The sequence below is a fragment of the Bradyrhizobium sacchari genome, from assembly GCF_002068095.1.
Taxonomy (GTDB): Bacteria; Pseudomonadota; Alphaproteobacteria; order Rhizobiales; family Xanthobacteraceae; genus Bradyrhizobium; species Bradyrhizobium sacchari.
The window spans coordinates 308,849-324,750 of the sequence record NZ_LWIG01000026.1; the positions used below are offsets into that span (position 1 = coordinate 308,849).

Annotated in this window: 13 protein-coding genes; 4 read left to right on the forward strand and 9 right to left on the reverse strand. The window is 65.9% G+C overall.

Annotated features, from left to right (window positions below; genetic code table 11):
• Nucleotides 1-512 (reverse strand): Ppx/GppA phosphatase family protein (locus A5906_RS25530; protein WP_430642416.1); only part of this gene is annotated, 512 nt, incomplete at its 3' end.
• Nucleotides 513-727: 215 nt separating this feature from the next.
• Here A5906_RS25530 and A5906_RS25535 point away from each other — a divergent pair.
• The gene (locus A5906_RS25535) at nucleotides 728-3,100 is read left to right on the forward strand and encodes a xanthine dehydrogenase family protein molybdopterin-binding subunit (protein WP_080138268.1); all 2,373 of its coding nucleotides are present in this window, start codon (nucleotides 728-730) and stop codon (nucleotides 3,098-3,100) included.
• A gap of 170 nt (nucleotides 3,101-3,270) precedes the next feature.
• On the opposite strand, the gene A5906_RS25540 is transcribed toward A5906_RS25535, so the two are convergent.
• A complete protein-coding gene (locus A5906_RS25540) occupies nucleotides 3,271-4,071 on the reverse strand; it encodes a hotdog family protein (RefSeq protein WP_080138009.1) in 801 nt (266 codons plus the stop codon).
• Between the two features lie 107 nt (nucleotides 4,072-4,178).
• Here A5906_RS25540 and A5906_RS25545 point away from each other — a divergent pair, with 107 nt between their 5' ends.
• The 3 genes from A5906_RS25545 (at nucleotide 4,179) to A5906_RS25555 (ending at nucleotide 7,640) form a co-directional block, all read left to right on the forward strand.
• Nucleotides 4,179-4,682, forward strand: a complete 504-nt coding sequence (locus A5906_RS25545; protein ID WP_080138010.1) for a YaiI/YqxD family protein — start codon at nucleotides 4,179-4,181, stop codon at nucleotides 4,680-4,682.
• A 2-nt stretch (nucleotides 4,683-4,684) separates the two neighbouring features.
• A complete protein-coding gene (locus tag A5906_RS25550) occupies nucleotides 4,685-6,496 on the forward strand; it encodes an ABC-F family ATP-binding cassette domain-containing protein (protein ID WP_080138011.1) in 1,812 nt (603 codons plus the stop codon).
• Between the two features lie 64 nt (nucleotides 6,497-6,560).
• On the forward strand, nucleotides 6,561-7,640 hold the full coding sequence (locus A5906_RS25555; RefSeq protein WP_080138012.1) for a D-TA family PLP-dependent enzyme: 1,080 nt from the start codon (nucleotides 6,561-6,563) through the stop codon (nucleotides 7,638-7,640).
• A gap of 110 nt (nucleotides 7,641-7,750) precedes the next feature.
• Here A5906_RS25555 and A5906_RS25560 read toward each other — a convergent pair whose 3' ends face one another.
• The 7 genes from A5906_RS25560 to A5906_RS25590 all read right to left on the reverse strand — a co-directional run bounded on the left by A5906_RS25560 (nucleotide 7,751) and on the right by A5906_RS25590 (nucleotide 15,863).
• The gene (locus A5906_RS25560; RefSeq protein WP_080138013.1) at nucleotides 7,751-8,980 is read right to left on the reverse strand and encodes a BaiN/RdsA family NAD(P)/FAD-dependent oxidoreductase; all 1,230 of its coding nucleotides are present in this window, start codon (nucleotides 8,978-8,980) and stop codon (nucleotides 7,751-7,753) included.
• Between the two features lie 152 nt (nucleotides 8,981-9,132).
• Complete coding sequence (locus A5906_RS25565; protein ID WP_080138014.1) at nucleotides 9,133-10,050, reverse strand: SDR family NAD(P)-dependent oxidoreductase; 918 nt, start codon at nucleotides 10,048-10,050, stop codon at nucleotides 9,133-9,135.
• 229 nt (nucleotides 10,051-10,279) lie between these two features.
• The gene (locus tag A5906_RS25570) at nucleotides 10,280-10,759 is read right to left on the reverse strand and encodes a MaoC family dehydratase (RefSeq protein ID WP_080138015.1); all 480 of its coding nucleotides are present in this window, start codon (nucleotides 10,757-10,759) and stop codon (nucleotides 10,280-10,282) included.
• A 131-nt stretch (nucleotides 10,760-10,890) separates the two neighbouring features.
• Nucleotides 10,891-12,609 carry an AMP-binding protein gene (locus tag A5906_RS25575; protein WP_080138016.1) on the reverse strand — a complete coding sequence of 573 codons (1,719 nt, stop codon included), beginning with the start codon at nucleotides 12,607-12,609 and terminating at the stop codon, nucleotides 10,891-10,893.
• A 130-nt stretch (nucleotides 12,610-12,739) separates the two neighbouring features.
• The gene (gene mmsB / locus A5906_RS25580) at nucleotides 12,740-13,744 is read right to left on the reverse strand and encodes a 3-hydroxyisobutyrate dehydrogenase (protein ID WP_283807732.1); all 1,005 of its coding nucleotides are present in this window, start codon (nucleotides 13,742-13,744) and stop codon (nucleotides 12,740-12,742) included.
• On the reverse strand, nucleotides 13,654-14,721 hold the full coding sequence (locus A5906_RS25585; RefSeq protein WP_080138018.1) for an enoyl-CoA hydratase/isomerase family protein: 1,068 nt from the start codon (nucleotides 14,719-14,721) through the stop codon (nucleotides 13,654-13,656). Before A5906_RS25585 ends, mmsB begins: the two co-directional genes overlap by 91 nt.
• Complete coding sequence (locus A5906_RS25590) at nucleotides 14,718-15,863, reverse strand: isobutyryl-CoA dehydrogenase (RefSeq protein WP_080138019.1); 1,146 nt, start codon at nucleotides 15,861-15,863, stop codon at nucleotides 14,718-14,720. Before A5906_RS25590 ends, A5906_RS25585 begins: the two co-directional genes overlap by 4 nt.
• Nucleotides 15,864-15,902 lie beyond the last annotated feature (39 nt).

Below are 15,902 nucleotides of genomic sequence, written 5' to 3' on the forward strand. Positions count from 1 at the left end.
AGGATCGCGCCCCTGCCCCTGGGATCGACCAGCGGCGAGCAGCCGAGCACGGCGAGCGAAGCCTCGGTCTCGCGGTCGATCACTTCGAGCTCGATCCCGGTCTCGGCCGCGACGCGGCTGCGGAACCCCTCGGCATTCGAGGCCGCGCGGCAGGCTTCGGTGGCGATCAGCCGCAACCGCCGCGCCTTGCGCAGATTGATCTTGTCGCGGCAGATGCTGAGCGCCGCGATGGCGCGCTCGATCGCGGCCTCGCTGATCGAGCCGGTCGCCGAGACCCCCTCGCCGAGCCGGATAATGCGCGAGAAGGAATCGACCACGCGGAAGCCGTCGTGGGTCGGACAGGCGATCAGCAGCCTGCAATTGTTGGTGCCGAGGTCCAGCGCCGCGTAGACGCCGGTTCCCGCCACTTGCGCGGGGACGGCCGGTTCGGTGGCCAACGCCACCGCCGCCATCGACCCCTCCAGCTCACCGTGCGGCCCATGGCCGTCGCGGAGCCGCGTGTGGTCATTCATACAAACTGTCTTTCCGAGGCCGCTTGGGCCGGTCAGGAATTGCTTTTTCGCCTGAAACATTAGCAGCGCGGCGGGCCTGCGCAACAACGCATCACATAGGACCATGCCCATTCGTGCGTTGTCGTGAACGGGTCCGTGGGTTATCTGAATAGGGGTCCGGCCCCCCTCCAGGCGCCCGCGAAATCGCGCAAATGCCGGCTTTTCAGGTCGATTCCATGCAAGAACACACCAAATCGTCCACGCTCGAAAACGCTATTGCACTGCAAAAATATGGCCTCGGGCAGCCCGTCCGCCGCAAGGAGGACGACACCCTGGTGCGCGGCAAGGGCCGCTACACCGATGATTTCAACCTGCCCGGCCAGGCCTATGCCGTGGTGGTCCGCTCCACCCACGCCCACGGCGTCATCCGCGGCATCGGCCTGGATGCCGCCAAGGCGATGCCGGGCGTGTTGGGGGTGTGGACCGGCAAGGACCTCGACGCCGCCGGCTATGGCCCCTTCACCTGCGGCCTGCCGCTGAAGAGCCGTGACGGCTCGCCCCTGCTCCAGACCAACCGCCAGCCGCTGGCGACCGACAAGGTCCGCTTCGTCGGCGATCCCGTCGCCTTCGTGGTGGCGGAGACGCTGGCCCAGGCGCGCGACGCTGCCGAGGCGGTCGAGCTCGATATCGAGCCACTGCCGGCGGTGACGGACCCTGAGGAAGCCGCCAAGCCCGGCGCGCCGCAGCTTTACGACCACATCCCGAACAACGTCGCGCTCGACTACCACTATGGCGACATGGACAAGGTCAATGCGGCCTTTGCCAGCGCCGCCCACGTCACCAGGATCGACATCGAGAACACCCGCGTCGCGGTGGTCTCGATGGAGCCGCGCGTAGGGCTCGCCTCCTACGACAAGAAGACCGAGCGCTACACACTCCAGGTGCCGACGCAGGGCGTTGCGGGCAACCGCGCCAACCTCGCCAAGAATCTGAAGGTGCCGAACGAGAAGGTGCGCATCCTCACCGCCAATGTCGGCGGCTCCTTCGGCATGAAAAACATCAACTACCCCGAATACATGTGCATCCTGTACGCGGCGAAGGAACTGGGCAAGCCGGTGAAGTGGCTCGACGAACGCTCCACCAGCTTCCTCTCCGACAGCCACGGCCGCGCGCAGAAGATCCATGCCGAGCTGGCGCTCGATGCCGAGGGGCATTTCCTCGCGGCAAAACTGTCTGGCTACGGCAATCTCGGCGCCTATATCACCGGCGTTGCGCCGGGACCGCTCTCGCTCAACACCGGCAAGAATTTTTCCAGCGTCTACCGCACGCCGTTGATGGCCGTCGACATCAAGACGGTGCTGACCAACACCACGCTGATGGGTGCCTATCGCGGCGCCGGCCGCCCCGAGGCGAACTACTACATGGAGCGGCTGATCGACCGCGCCGCCGACGAGATGGGCATCAACCGCCTGACCTTGCGCAAGCGCAACTTCATCAAGCCGAACCAGATCCCGTTCGCGGCATCCTCCGGCGTCACCTATGACAGCGGCGACTTCCAGGCCGTCTTCAACAAGGCGCTCGAAATCTCCGACCACGAGAACTTCGCCAAGCGCAAGAAGGAGAGCAAGAAGGCCGGCAAGCTGCGCGGCATCGCCGTCGGCTCCTATCTCGAGGTGACCGCGCCGCCGAGCCCCGAGCTCGGCAAGATCGTGTTCGACGCTGACGGCACCGTGCAGCTCATCACCGGCACGCTCGATTACGGCCAGGGCCATGCGACGCCCTTCGCGCAGGTGCTGTGCGAGCAGTTAGGGGTACCCTTCGAGAGCGTGAAGTTGGTGCAGGGCGACAGCGACATCGTTCACACCGGCAACGGCACCGGCGGCTCGCGCTCGATCATGGCGAGCGGGCAGGCCATCGTGGGGGCCGCAAAACTCGTCATCGAGAAAGGCAAGCGCGCCGCCGCCCACATGCTCGAAGCGTCCGAGGCCGACATCGAGTTCGCCGACGGCAGTTTTACGATCGCCGGCACCGACCGCAGCATCGACATCATGGAGCTCGCCAGGAAGCTGCATGACAGCAAGGTGCCGGACGGCGTGCCCGACTCGCTCGACGTCGACCACACCAGCGAACCGGTCGCGTCCGCATTCCCGAACGGCTGCCACGTCGCCGAGGTCGAGATCGACCCGGAGACCGGCGTGGTGCAGATCGTGCGCTACAGCGCCGTCAACGATTTCGGCACGGTGATCAATCCGATGCTGGTCGCAGGCCAGCTCCATGGCGGCGTGGTCCAGGGCATCGGCCAGGCGCTGATGGAGCATGTCCGCTACGACGAGAGCGGCCAGCCGATCACGGGCTCGCTGATGGACTACGCCCTGCCCCGCGCCGAGGACGTGCCGTTCATGACCGTCGGCGACCACCCGGTGCCGGCCACGACCAACCCGCTCGGCAGCAAGGGCTGCGGCGAAGCGGGCTGTGCCGGCAGCCTGTCGACCGTGGTGAACGCGGTGCTCGATGCACTATCAGACTACGGCATCAAGCACATCGACATGCCGCTGACCCCGGAGCGGGTGTGGCGCGCGATTCAGGACGCGAAGGGGAAAGCGGCGTAACTCGTTGTTCACCTCTCCCCGCTTGCGGGGAGAGGTCGAAGCCGGAGCGTAGCGAGGCTTCGGGTGAGGGGGACTCTCCGCGAGTCCAACTCTCACCGTCTTTGCGGAGACTCCCCCTCACCCGGCGCTTCGCGCCGACCTCTCCCCGCAAGCGGGGCGAGGCGAAGGGCCTACGCCACCGCCTGCTCGCGCGGCTGGTAGATTGCGGTGTGCAGGCAGTGCGCCAGTGGCGTCGTGCCGTTGGCGACGACGAGTGCGTCGAGCTCGACGAAGCGGTGGCCCTTCTTCTCGTAGTTGGCGGTGACTTTTGCGCGCGCGGTGATCTCGTCGCCGGCGCGCGCGGCGGATAGCAGCTGCATGCGGCTGCCGACGTGGATCCACGGCCCGAGGATGGTGTTGTCCACCAGCACGCGGTTCATGACACGCTGGATCAGACCGGGATGGCCGAGGCCCTCGCGCGCGAAGATCGGGTCGGTCTCCCTGATGTCGGCGAGATACTCGCTCGCCGCCTGCCCGGCCCAGTGGCGCGGCACCGTTCCGAGCCATTTGCCGGTCTCGAAGGTGCCCGGGCTGACAGGCTTGCGCTCGGCGATCGCGGGGACCTCGACGTAGTCACTCAGCGATACCGCGGGCACGGCCGCCGGCAGCGATGCCGTCCCCGTGGCGCAGAGCGTGGTGCGGCTGAAGACCTCGATCGTGAGCAGGCCGTTGTGCTCGGTGGCATCGACGTCGGCGGCCTCGCCGTCATAAACCGGCTTGATGAAGCGCGCTTCGACCAAGCTGCGGGTGAGGAAATCGCAGCCCCAGCGCGCGATCGGCACGTGCATCATGTAGGCGAAGACGTCGACGCCGGGGACCAGCCCACCCTCGAAGCCGAAGCGGCGCGCCACATTGTCGTCATGCATCTTGTTTTCGGACTGTTTGGCGGTGTTGTAGGCCTCGACGCGCCAAGTTTGAAGCCGGTTCGGCATGGGGCATTGTCCCTGTATTCTTGTTGTTTCGGGGCCGATCGTAGGGCCCAGGGAACAGCGGTCAATCCCCTCGCCTTTGCGGCCCGAATGCGGTACCACGCGGCGGAATGACCGAGACTCCCACCCGCATCTATGTCGACGCCGACGCCTGCCCGGTGAAGGACGAGATTTATCGCGTCGCGATCCGGCACGGCGTGCCTGTGAGCGTTGTCGCCGGCAACTTCATCCGCGTGCCCCACGATCCCCTCGTCGAGCGGATCGCCGCAGGTAGCGGCATGGACGCGGCCGACGACTGGATCGCCGAGCGCGCCAGGCCCGGCGACGTCGTGATCACCTCCGACATTCCGCTGGCCAGCCGCTGCGTCAAGGCAGGTGCCGATGTGATCGCACCGAACGGAAAACCGTTCACCGAGGAGTCGATCGGCATGACGCTGGCGGTGCGCAACCTGATGACGGATCTGCGCTCGGCCGGCGAAGTCACCGGCGGCCCGCGCTCGTTCGCGCAGCGCGACCGCTCCGCTTTCCTCTCCGCGCTCGACCAGACGCTGCGCCGGATTCAGCGCCGCCGCGCCGACCAGGCCGCCACGAGCCAGAATTTGGGCCAAGGTTAGTCATGGCGCCGCCGCTGATCCAACTGAAAGACATCAGGCTGACTTTTGGCGGCACGCCGCTGCTGTCGGGCGTCGAACTCAATGTCGCGCCAGGCGAGCGCGTCTGCCTGATCGGCCGCAACGGCTCGGGCAAGTCGACGCTGCTCAGGATAGCGGCGGGCCTCGTCGAGCCCGACGGCGGCACCCGCTTCGTGCAGCCCGGCGCGACCGTCCGCTATTTGCCGCAGGAGCCTGACTTCGGCGACCACAAGACCACGCTCGCCTATGTCGAGTCGGGGCTCGCGCCGGGTGACGACCATCACCAGGCGCGCTACCTGCTCGAGCAGCTTGGCCTCACCGGCGACGAGGACCCGCACAATCTCTCCGGCGGCGAGGCGCGTCGTGCCGCGCTGGCATGCGTGCTGGCGCCCTCGCCCGACATCCTGCTGCTGGACGAACCCACCAACCATCTCGACCTCTCCACCATCGAGTGGCTGGAGCAGGAGCTCGACGGCCGCCGCAGCGCGCTGGTGATCATCAGCCACGACCGCCGCTTCCTGACCAATCTGTCGCGCTCGACGGCATGGCTCGACCGCGGCAGGATCAAGCAGATCGACCGCGGCTTTGCTTCGTTCGAAACCTGGCGCGATGAGGTGCTGGCCGAGGAAGAGCGCGACCAGCACAAGCTCGACCGCAAGATCGTCGACGAGGAGCACTGGCTGCGCCACGGCGTCTCGGGCCGGCGCAAGCGCAACGTCAAGCGCCTCGCCAATCTTCACGCACTGCGCGACCAGCGCCGCAACTATCGCGGCACCGCCGGCACCGCCAGTCTCGCCGCGGCCGAGGCGGAGCAATCCGGCAAGCTGGTGATCGAGGCGAAGGCCATCACCAAGGCCTATGGCGAGAGAAAGATCGTCGAGAGCTTCTCGACGCGCATCCAGCGCGGCGACCGGCTCGGCATCATCGGCCCGAACGGCGCCGGCAAGACCACGCTGGTCAATCTGCTCACCGGCGGCGCGCAGCCTGACGCCGGCATCGTGCGGCTTGGCGCCAATCTGGAGATAGCCACGCTCGACCAGCACCGCGAAAGCCTCGACCCGAAGTCGACGCTGGCCGAAGCCCTGACCGGCGGCCGCGGCGACCAGATCATGGTCGGCGGCAGGCCGAAGCATGTGGTCGGCTACATGAAGGACTTCCTGTTCAGCCAGGAGCAGCGTGGCACGCCTGTGGAGGTGCTCTCCGGCGGCGAGCGCGGCCGGCTGATGCTGGCCCGCGCGCTTGCGAAGCCGTCGAACCTCCTCGTGCTGGACGAGCCGACCAACGACCTCGATCTCGAAACGCTCGACGTGCTCGAGGAGATGCTCGGCGACTACGAAGGCACCGTCATCCTGATCAGCCATGACCGCGACTTCCTCGACCGCGTCGTCACCTCCGTGATTGCGCCGGAAGGCAACGGCAAATGGATCGAATATGCAGGCGGCTACAGCGACATGCTGGCGCAGCGCGGCGCCGACCTGAAACGCGAGACCGCGAAGGCGCAGCCGGCCGCGGAAAAGAAAGAGGAACGCGCCGCTGCTCCGTCATCGGCGCCGAAGCGGAAGCTGAGCTTCAACGAGAAGCACGCGCTGGAAACGCTGCCGAAGAAGATGGAGACGTTGCAGGCCGATATTGCAAAATTGCAGCGGGTGCTCGACGATCCCAATCTCTATGCGAAAGATCGCAAGAAATTTGACGATACGTCGGCCGCGATCGCCAAGGCGCACGAAGAACTGTCTGCCGCCGAAGAGCGCTGGCTCGAACTTGAAATGCTCCGCGAAGAGATAGAACAGGCCTAGCGCGCATTCCGCAAAAGTGGGTACCGGTTTTGCGATCAGAATGCGCGCCAACTAAGAGACTCCCATGACCACTTCCCTCGCCGCCAAGATCGCCCGCGAATACGGCACTCCCTGCGCCGTCATCGACATGGACAGGGTCGAGCGCAACATCGCGCGGATCCAGAAAGCCTGCGACGACGCCGGCATCGCCAACCGCCCCCACATCAAGACGCACAAGAATCCGACGATTGCCAAGATGCAGGTCGCGGCCGGCGCCAAGGGCATCACCTGCCAGAAAATCGGCGAAGCCGAGATCATGGCCAATGCCGGCATCGACGACATCCTGATCAGCTACAATCTGCTGGGCGAGGAAAAGATGGCGCGGCTTGGCGCGCTGAATGCCAAGACCAGCATGACGGTCGCCGCGGACAACTCCACCGTCGTCGCCGGACTGCCGAAGGCCGCCGCGGCATCCGGCCGCCCGCTCTCGGTCGTGGTCGAGTGCGACACGGGCCGCAAGCGCGCGGGCGTCGAGACACCGGCGGAGGCGATCGCGCTGGCGCGCGAGATCGCCGCGTCAAAGGGACTCCAGTTCGCCGGCTTCATGCTCTACCCCACCGAAACCGGCTGGGCTGACGCACAGAAATTCTACGACGAAGCGCTGGCGGGCGTGCGCGCGCACGGGCTGGACGCAAAGATCGTCTCGACCGGCGGCACGCCGAACCTCGTCAATATCGGCAAGCTCAAGGGCGGCACCGAGCACCGCTTCGGCACCTATATCTACAACGACCGCATGCAGGTCGCGGCCGGATCCGCCACCTGGGACGACTGCGCGCTGCACATCTATTCGACCGTGGTGAGCCGCGCCGCGCCCGAGCGCGGCATTCTCGATGCCGGCTCCAAGACGCTGACCACGGACACCGGCGGCCTCGATGGCCACGGCCTGATCCTGGAGCACCCCGAGGCCAAGATCGCAAAATTTGCCGAGGAGCACGGCTTCCTCGACCTCTCCCGCAGCAACACGCGCCCGAATGTCGGCGACGTCGTCCGCATCGTGCCGAACCACGTCTGCGTCGTCGTCAACATGATGGACGAGGTGGTTATGGTCCGAGGCGAGGAAATCATCGGCACGCTGCCGGTGGCGGCGCGCGGGAAGCTGCGGTAGGCGCGCGCCGTTCCCGCGGCCGTCACTGCGAGGAGTTCTTGCGACGAAGCAATCCAGACTACCGCCGAGGAGAGATTCTGGATTGCTTCGCCGCGCTCGCATGACGTTGGTTAGCGACTGCACCACTCCAGCACACCCCTGCCCGCGGCCGCCCCGGTCGCGAACGAAGCCTGCAGCAGATAACCGCCTGTCGGCGCCTCCCAGTCCAGCATCTCGCCGGCGGCGAACACGCCGGGCAATTTGCGCAGCATGAAGTGGTCGTCGAGCTCGGGGAAGGCGATCCCGCCCGCCGTCGAGATGGCCCGCTCGATCGGGGCCGTACCGGTGAGCTGAAGCGGAATGGCGTTGATGAGCTGCGCAAGCTGCGCCGGCGAGAACGAGGCCAGCGGCCGGCCGGAGGCGATGGCGGCTTCCTGCATCAGGCCGATACCGACCGGCGACAATTGCGCCGCCTTGCGCAGGAAGTTTGCCAGCGATTGCTTGCCGCGTGTGCCCGACAGGCGCGTGTTCAGCGCCCCGGCGTCGAGGTCAGGCCGCAATGCGATCGTCAGCCGCGCCTCTCCGAGATCCAGCACCGCCTCGCGCAGCTCGGCCGAGAGCGCATAGATCGCGCCGCCTTCGATGCCGCTGCGGGTGATCATCGCTTCGCCGCGCACCGTGTGCGCGCCGACCGTCAGCGCCACACCCTTGAGCGGCTGCCCCTCGAAGCGGTCACGGAAAACATCGGACCATGTAACCGTGAAGCCGGAATTGGCTGGGCGCAATCTTGAGATCGCAATGCCTTTGGCAGTGAGGATGTTGACCCAGCCGCCATCCGAGCCCAGGCGCGGCCAGCTTGCACCGCCGAGCGCGAGCACGGTGGCGCGCGCGGCGACGGCTGACGTGCCAGCAGGTGTTTGAAACAGCAGCCGCCCTTCGCCGTCCCAGCCCGTCCAGCGATGGCGAAAGGCAAACCGGACGCCGGCGGCATCGAGCCGCCGCAACCAGGCGCGCAGCAAGGGGGAGGCCTTGAAGGTTTTTGGGAACACCCGCCCGCTGCTGCCGACGAAGGTGACCTGTCCGAGCGCCGCGCTCCAGTCGCGCAGCGCATCGGGCGGAAATGCTTCGATTGCGGTGCGCAAATGCGGCGTCGCCTCACGGTAGCGCGTGAGGAAATCCGGCAGCGGCTCGGTGTGGGTGAGGTTGAGGCCGCCGCGACCGGCCATCAGGAATTTGCGACCAGCCGACGGCATGCCGTCGTAGACGGTGACACTTGCACCGCCCTGCGCCAGCACCTCCGCCGCCATCAGCCCGGCGGGACCGGCACCGATGACGGCGATGTGGTTGTCGGTTGTGGTCATGGCGGGAGTTTAAGCCAGATTCTCGCGCCAAGCTCGTCATTCCGGGGCGCGCGTAGCGCGAGGCCGGAATCCATTGGGCGGCAGGTTCTGAAGCACGATGGATTCCGGGCTCGATGCTTCGCATCGCCCCGGAATGACGGCGGAGGTTGGAGCTAGAGTTTGATCCCCGCCCGCGCTGCGGCCTGCGCCACGTATTTCTGCGTCTGCTCGAACGCGCCCTGCAGCGCCTTGGCTTTCGACATGTCGCTGATCTCGGCGAAGTGGGCGGCGACCGCGTCCGGCGTCCATTCGGATTCCGGCAGATTGATGCCCTCGCTCTCCACGATCTTGATCACCGCGAAGGAGCCGGCACCTGCACCCATGATGGTGCGGGTCGGGGCGTCCTCGCTCAGCATGTACTCGACTGCGGGCGTGATCGCATTGGGCTTCATCAGTTGCAGCGCCTGCGGCGGCAGCAGCTCTTCGGTCATGCGGGTCGCCGCCGTCGGCGAGATGATGTTGACGCGGATGTTGGTCTTGCGGCACTCCTCGGCGAGCACGTTCATCAGCCCGACCATGCCGGATTTCGCCGCACCGTAATTGGCCTGGCCGAAATTGCCGTAGAGGCCGGAGGACGAGGTCGTCAGCACGATGCGGCCGTAGTTGCGATCGCGCATGCCCGCCCAGGCCGCCTTGCAGCAATAGAAGGTGCCGACGAGATGCACGTCCAGCACCTTCTGGAAATCGGCGGCTTCCATCTTGCCGAACGACTTGTCGCGCAGGATGCCGGCGTTGGCGCACATAAGGTCGACGCTGCCCCATTCTTTGGTGGCGCGCTCGACCATGGCGGTGACCTGCTCAAAATTGGAGACGTCGGCGCCGTCAGCCATCGCGATGCCGCCCGCTTTCCGGATCTCCTCGACCACGGCTTCGGCCGGCGACAGCGAGCCGCCGGTGCCGTCGCGCGCGCCGCCGAAATCGTTGACCACGACTTTCGCGCCGCGGCTCGCCAGCCCCAGCGCATGCGCGCGTCCGAGACCATTGCCTGCGCCGGTGACGATGGCGACGCGTCCGTCGAACCTGATTGCCATGAGTATGAGTCTCTGTTCTCTTTCCCTTCTCCCCGTGCGGGAGAAGGTGGCGCGAAGCGCCGGATGAGGGGTCTCTCTCGGCAGATTCGCTCGCGGAGAGAGACCCCTCACCCGCCTCGCGTTCCGCGAGGCACCCTCTCCCGCAAGGGGAGAGGGGTAAACCCCGCTCTGGGTTGCCTTTTTGAGCAGCGATGGATGGCCGGGTCAAGCCCGGCCGTGACGGCGTGGTTCAGGCGAAATAGATCAGGCCCAGCCAGTCGGCGACCAGCGCGGGCTTGTCCTCGCCCTCGATCTCGACCGTCACGTTGGTGCGGGACTGCAACTCATTGGGCTTGCGGAGCTTTGCTTCCGCCAGCACGAAGCGGCCACGGACGCGCTTACCCGAGCGCACAGGCGAGATGAAGCGCAGCTTGTCGAAGCCATAGTTCACGCCCATCGTGGTGCCGGCGATCACTGGCATCACCTCATAGGACATGATCGACAGCAGCGACATGGTGAGGAAGCCGTGCGCGATGGTGCCGCCAAAGGCGGTTTCCTTCTTCGCTCGCTCCGGATCGACGTGGATGAACTGGTGATCCTCGATCACGTCGGCATAGGTGTCGATGCGGGGCTGATCAATCAGGTGCCACGAGGACACGCCGATCTCCTTGCCGACCATGGCCTGATAGGCTTCGAGCGCAATCGGCGGCTTCTTCCAGACTTCGTTCATTTAGTCACTCCCGGCGCCGTCATTCCGGGGCGATGCGGAGCATCGAACCCGGAATCCATCACACAGCAGAGCCTGCTGCGAAATGGATTTCGGGCTCGCGCTTCGCGCGCCCCGGAACGACGAAATCTCACTTAGGTTTCACTCCGTGTCTTCGGCAGTTCCGGAAACTCCTCCTCACGGAATTCCCGGCCGCGCAAAGGATCGCCCCGATCATCGTCGCGCTCCAGCCGTCGTAGCTGCACGCGGCGGATTTTGCCAGAGATCGTCTTCGGCAGCTCGGTGACGATTTCAAGGCGGCGGATGCGCTTGAACGGCGCCAGGCGCGTGTGCAGGTGCTTGAAGATCGACAGCGCCGTTTCTGGCGTCCGCTCCGCGCCCGAAATCAGCAGCACGAAGGCCTTGGGAATCGCGAGCCGGATCGGATCGGGACTCGGCACCACCGCGGCTTCCGCGACCAGCTCGTGCTCGAGCAGCACGCTCTCCAGCTCGAACGGGCTGATGCGATAGTCGGAGGATTTGAACACGTCGTCGGATCGACCGACGAAGGTGAGATAGCCGTCCTCATCCGCAAACACGACATCGCCGCTGCGATAGAGCGCACCTTCCGCGCCGGACAAGTTACCGTCGTCACTCTGATAGCCCTGCATCAGGCCGGCGGGTCGGTCATCGCCCAGCACCAGCGTGACCTCGCCCTCCTTTGCGGGATTACCGTCGGCATCGCTGATCTGCACGCGGTAGCCCGGCAACGGACGGCCCATCGAGCCGATCTTGATAGGCTGGCCCGGCGAGTTGCCAGCCAGCGCCGTGGTCTCGGTCTGGCCGTAGCCGTCACGAATGGTAAGGCCCCAAGCGGCCTGCACCTGGTCGATCACCTCAGGATTGAGCGGCTCGCCGGCGCCGCAGACTTCGCGAAGGGACATCTTGAACGAGGCGAGGTTCTCCTGAATGAACAACCGCCACACCGTCGGCGGCGCGCATAGCGTGGTGACGCCGCAGCGGCCGATGGTGGCGAGCAGCGCCTTGGCGTCGAATCGCGGCTGGTTGACCACGAACACTGTCGCGCCCGCATTCCACGGCGCGAAGAAACAGCTCCAGGCATGCTTGGCCCAGCCGGGCGAGGAAATATTGAGATGGACGTCGCCGGGCATCAAGCCGATCCAGTACATCGTGGAGAGATGGCCGACGGGGTAGCTGCGCTGGCTGTGCCGGACGAGCTTCGGCTTTGCCGTTGTGCCCGAGGTGAAATAGAGCAGCATCGGGTCGTCGGCATTGGTCGAACCGTCCGGCGTGAAGCTTTCGGAAGCCTTTGCCGCTTCGTCATACGCAATCCAGCCGTCGGAGGCCAAGCCGACCACGATACGGACGATGTTCTCAGCGCCCAGGCTCGCGAATTTCGCGACCTGATCCTGCGCCGCGACGACGACCTTCGCCTTGCCGCGCTCGAGGCGGTCGCGCAATTCGTCGGCGGTGAGCAGCGTGGTTGCGGGAATCACGACGACACCGAGCTTCATCGCGGCGAGCATCGTCTCCCACAGCGGAACCACATTGCCGAGGAGCAGCAGAAGATGATCGCCGCGTCTCAGCCCCTGCGCGCGCAGGAAGTTGGCAACCTGGTTGGAGCGCTGCGAGAGCGCCGCGAAGGACAGTTTTGTCTGCTTGTCCTGCGCGGCGTCGACGATCCAGAGCGCGGGCCGGTCCTTGCTGTCCGCATTGGTCGCGAGTTCGGCGTCGAACCAGTCGAGCGCCCAGTTGAAGGGGACTGGATCGGGCCAGCGGAAGTCCTTGACCGCTGTCTCGTAGTCGGTGCGGTTCTGAAGCAGAAACGCGCGCGCGTCCTGAAATGTCGTCATGGTGTCCGGGCCCGTCGATTGACATTCGCGCGTAGCCCGGATGAAGCGAAGCGCAATCCGGGGCGGCCTGCAACTCGAAGGGACCGTCCCGGATTTCGCTTCGCTCCATCCGGCTACGGGCAAAGCCTCGCTATTTTCCAGCGAGGCTCCGAACGTGCTTGATAATTCCGGAAAAATCCACCCCACCCTGCCCGGCTGCGTCGAAAGACTGATAGATCTCCTGCGCATGCTTGCCGAGTGGCGTGGCCGCGCCCGCGGCCTTCGCGGCATCCTGCGCCAGGGTCAGGTCCTTCACCATCAGCGCCGAGGCAAAGCCCGGCTTGTAATCGTTGTTCGCCGGCGAGGTCGGCACCGGGCCGGGAACCGGGCAATAGGTCGTCAGCGACCAGCACTGGCCCGACGAGGTCGAGGCGACGTCGAACAGCGCCTGGTGCGAGAGCCCGAGCTTTTCGCCGAGCGCAAACGCCTCGCTCACCGCGATCATGGAAATGCCTAGGATCATGTTGTTGCAAATCTTGGCGGCCTGCCCCGCGCCGGCGCCGCCGCAATGCACGATCTTCTTGCCCATGTTCTCGAGCACGGGCTTTGCCGCGGCAAATGCCTTGTCGTCGCCGCCGCACATGAAGGTGAGCGTCCCGCCCTTGGCGCCGCCGGTGCCGCCTGAGACCGGCGCATCGACCGACAGCACGCCATTCTTGGCGGCGAGTGCGTGCGCCTGGCGCGCGCTCTCGACGTCGATGGTGGAGCTATCGATGATCAGCGCACCCTTGGCCATGGCGGGCACAACCTCGTTCCAGACGCCGAGCACATGCTTGCCGGCCGGCAGCATGGTGACGACGACATCGGCGCCCTTCACCGCACCCGCGGCGCTGTCGGCGATGCCGGCACCGTCGGCCTTGGCCTGGTTGCGCGAGGCCTCGACGAGGTCGAACGCCACCACCTTGTGGCCGGCCTTGACGAGGTTGGCGGCCATCGGGCCGCCCATGTTGCCGAGACCGATGAATGCGATCGTGGCCATTGTCGTTTCCTCCGCTGTAGCGTTGATTAGTTGAACTTCAGCTCGTCGGCCCCGATCTCGGCGAGATACGGCGCAAGCATGTCCGGCGTCACATCCTCGATTCCTCGCGGCGACCAGGTCGGGTTGCGGTCCTTGTCGATCACGGCGGCGCGCACGCCTTCGCGGAAATCGTCGCTGCGGAAAACCTCCAGCGCGGCGCGATATTCGCGCACCAGGCATTCTTCCAGGCTCGACGATTTGCGCGCAAGACGCAGCAGCTTCAGCGTCACCACCATGCCGCGCGGCGATTTTTCGCTGAGCGTCTTCAACGTGGCTAAAGCGAAGTCGGAACCGTCACGCCTCAGCGCCGCGACGATATCCTCCATCCGGTCGAAGCCGAACAGCGCGTCGATCGCCGGCTCCTTCGCGGCGACCGGCCCTGCGGTCTCGCCGGTTGCAAAACCATCGATGAGCTTCCCGACTTCGGCGGCGGTCGCGCCCGGGCGCACCTTCGTCAGCGCCTCGCGCAGCTCGGGCAGCCTCGAAGCCGGCACCACCCAGTCCGCGAACTTCGCGTGGATCGCGTCCGGTCCATTCATGGTCTGGCCGGTGAGACCGAAATAGGTGCCGATCTCGCCCGGCGAATGTGACAACAGATAGGTGCCGCCAACGTCGGGAAAGAAACCGAGCCCGACCTCGGGCATCGCCAGCTTCGTGCGATCCGTGACGATGCGATGGCTGGCATGGGCGGAGAGCCCGACGCCGCCGCCCATCACGATGCCGTCCATGAAGGCGATATACGGTTTCGGGAATTTCTTGATCCGGGCATTGAGGATGTATTCCTCGCGCCACAGGATCTTGCCGAGGTCGCCACCAGCCTTCGAGCTTTCCCAGAGCGTACGGATGTCGCCGCCGGCACAGAGGCCACGTTCGCCGGCGCCTTCCAGCAGGATCAATGCAACGGCAGGATCTGCCTCGAAGCGATCGAGCGCCTTCTCGATGTCGCGAAACATCTCCAGGGTCACGGCATTGATCGCCTTGGGACGGTTGAGCCTGATGATGCCCGCGGCGCCCTCGACGCGGGCGACCAGATCGCCCTCTTCCGCACCACTCATCGTGCGCCCTCGATCAGTTTGCGCGCCACGATGAGCCGCATGATTTCATTGGTGCCCTCGAGGATCTGGTGCACGCGCAGATCGCGCACGATCTTTTCGATGCCGTATTCGCTGAGGTAGCCGTAGCCGCCGTGGAGCTGCAGGGCGTGGTTGGCGACCTCGAAGCCGACATCGGTGCCGAAACGCTTGGCCATCGCACACAGCATGGTGGCGTCGGGGTCCTTGCGGTCCAGCGCTGCCGCTGCGCGCCACAGGAAGGTACGCGCGGCCTCCAGCTCGATCGCCATGTCGGCGAGACGGAACTGCAGGGCTTGGAATTCGTCGAGGCGCTTTCCGAACGCCTTGCGCTCCTTCATGTAGGCGCGCGCCTTGTCGAGCGCGGTCTGCGCACCGCCGAGCGAGCACGCCGTGATGTTGAGGCGGCCGCCGTCGAGACCGGCCATCGCGATCTTGAAGCCGACGCCCTCTTCGCTCAGGCGGTTGGTAACAGGCACGCGGGCGTTCTCGAACATCACCGCACGGGTCGGCTGCGCGTTCCAGCCCATCTTGCGCTCGTTGGCGCCGAAGGAAACGCCGGGCGTCTTGCCCTCGATGACAAGGGTCGAGATGCCGCCCGGGCCATCGCCGCCGGTCCGGACCATCGCGACCAGAAGGTCGGTGCCGCCGGCGCCGGAGATGAACTGCTTCTGGCCGTTGAGGACGTAATGGTCGCCGTCACGTATTGCGCGGGTGCGCAGCGCCGCGGCGTCCGAGCCGGCACCAGGCTCGGTCAGGCAGTAGCTCGCGATCAGCTCCATGGTGCAGAGCTTCGGCAACCATTGATGGCGCTGGGTGTCGCTGCCGAAGGCATCGATCATCCAGCTCGCCATATTGTGGATGGAGATGAAGGCGGAGGTGGTCGGGCAGCCCGTCGCCAGCGCCTCGAAGATCAGCGCCGCGTCGAACCGCGTCATGGCGGAGCCGCCGACATCATCGCGGATGTAGATGCCGCCCATGCCGAGCGTCGCCGCTTCGCGCATCACATCGACAGGGAAATGCTTCTCCTCGTCCCAGCGCAACGCATGCGGCGCGATCTTCTCCGCCGCAAACGCCAACGCCATGTCGCGAACCGCGACCTGATCCTCGTTCAGAGCGAACTGCATGCTGGGCTGCTCACTATTCTCGTCATTGCGAGGAGCGAA

Coding starts and splice junctions, on each gene's coding strand:
- A5906_RS25565 (WP_080138014.1), bottom strand. CDS start 10,050: ATGGCAATCAGGTTCGACGGACGCGTCGCCATCGTCACCGGCGCAGGC.
- A5906_RS25540 (WP_080138009.1), bottom strand. CDS start 4,071: ATGCCGAACCGGCTTCAAACTTGGCGCGTCGAGGCCTACAACACCGCC.
- A5906_RS25585 (WP_080138018.1), bottom strand. CDS start 14,721: ATGAGTGGTGCGGAAGAGGGCGATCTGGTCGCCCGCGTCGAGGGCGCC.
- A5906_RS25535 (WP_080138268.1), top strand. CDS start 728: ATGCAAGAACACACCAAATCGTCCACGCTCGAAAACGCTATTGCACTG.
- A5906_RS25590 (WP_080138019.1), bottom strand. CDS start 15,863: ATGCAGTTCGCTCTGAACGAGGATCAGGTCGCGGTTCGCGACATGGCG.
- A5906_RS25555 (WP_080138012.1), top strand. CDS start 6,561: ATGACCACTTCCCTCGCCGCCAAGATCGCCCGCGAATACGGCACTCCC.
- A5906_RS25570 (WP_080138015.1), bottom strand. CDS start 10,759: ATGAACGAAGTCTGGAAGAAGCCGCCGATTGCGCTCGAAGCCTATCAG.
- A5906_RS25560 (WP_080138013.1), bottom strand. CDS start 8,980: ATGACCACAACCGACAACCACATCGCCGTCATCGGTGCCGGTCCCGCC.
- A5906_RS25575 (WP_080138016.1), bottom strand. CDS start 12,609: ATGACGACATTTCAGGACGCGCGCGCGTTTCTGCTTCAGAACCGCACC.
- A5906_RS25545 (WP_080138010.1), top strand. CDS start 4,179: ATGACCGAGACTCCCACCCGCATCTATGTCGACGCCGACGCCTGCCCG.
- A5906_RS25550 (WP_080138011.1), top strand. CDS start 4,685: ATGGCGCCGCCGCTGATCCAACTGAAAGACATCAGGCTGACTTTTGGC.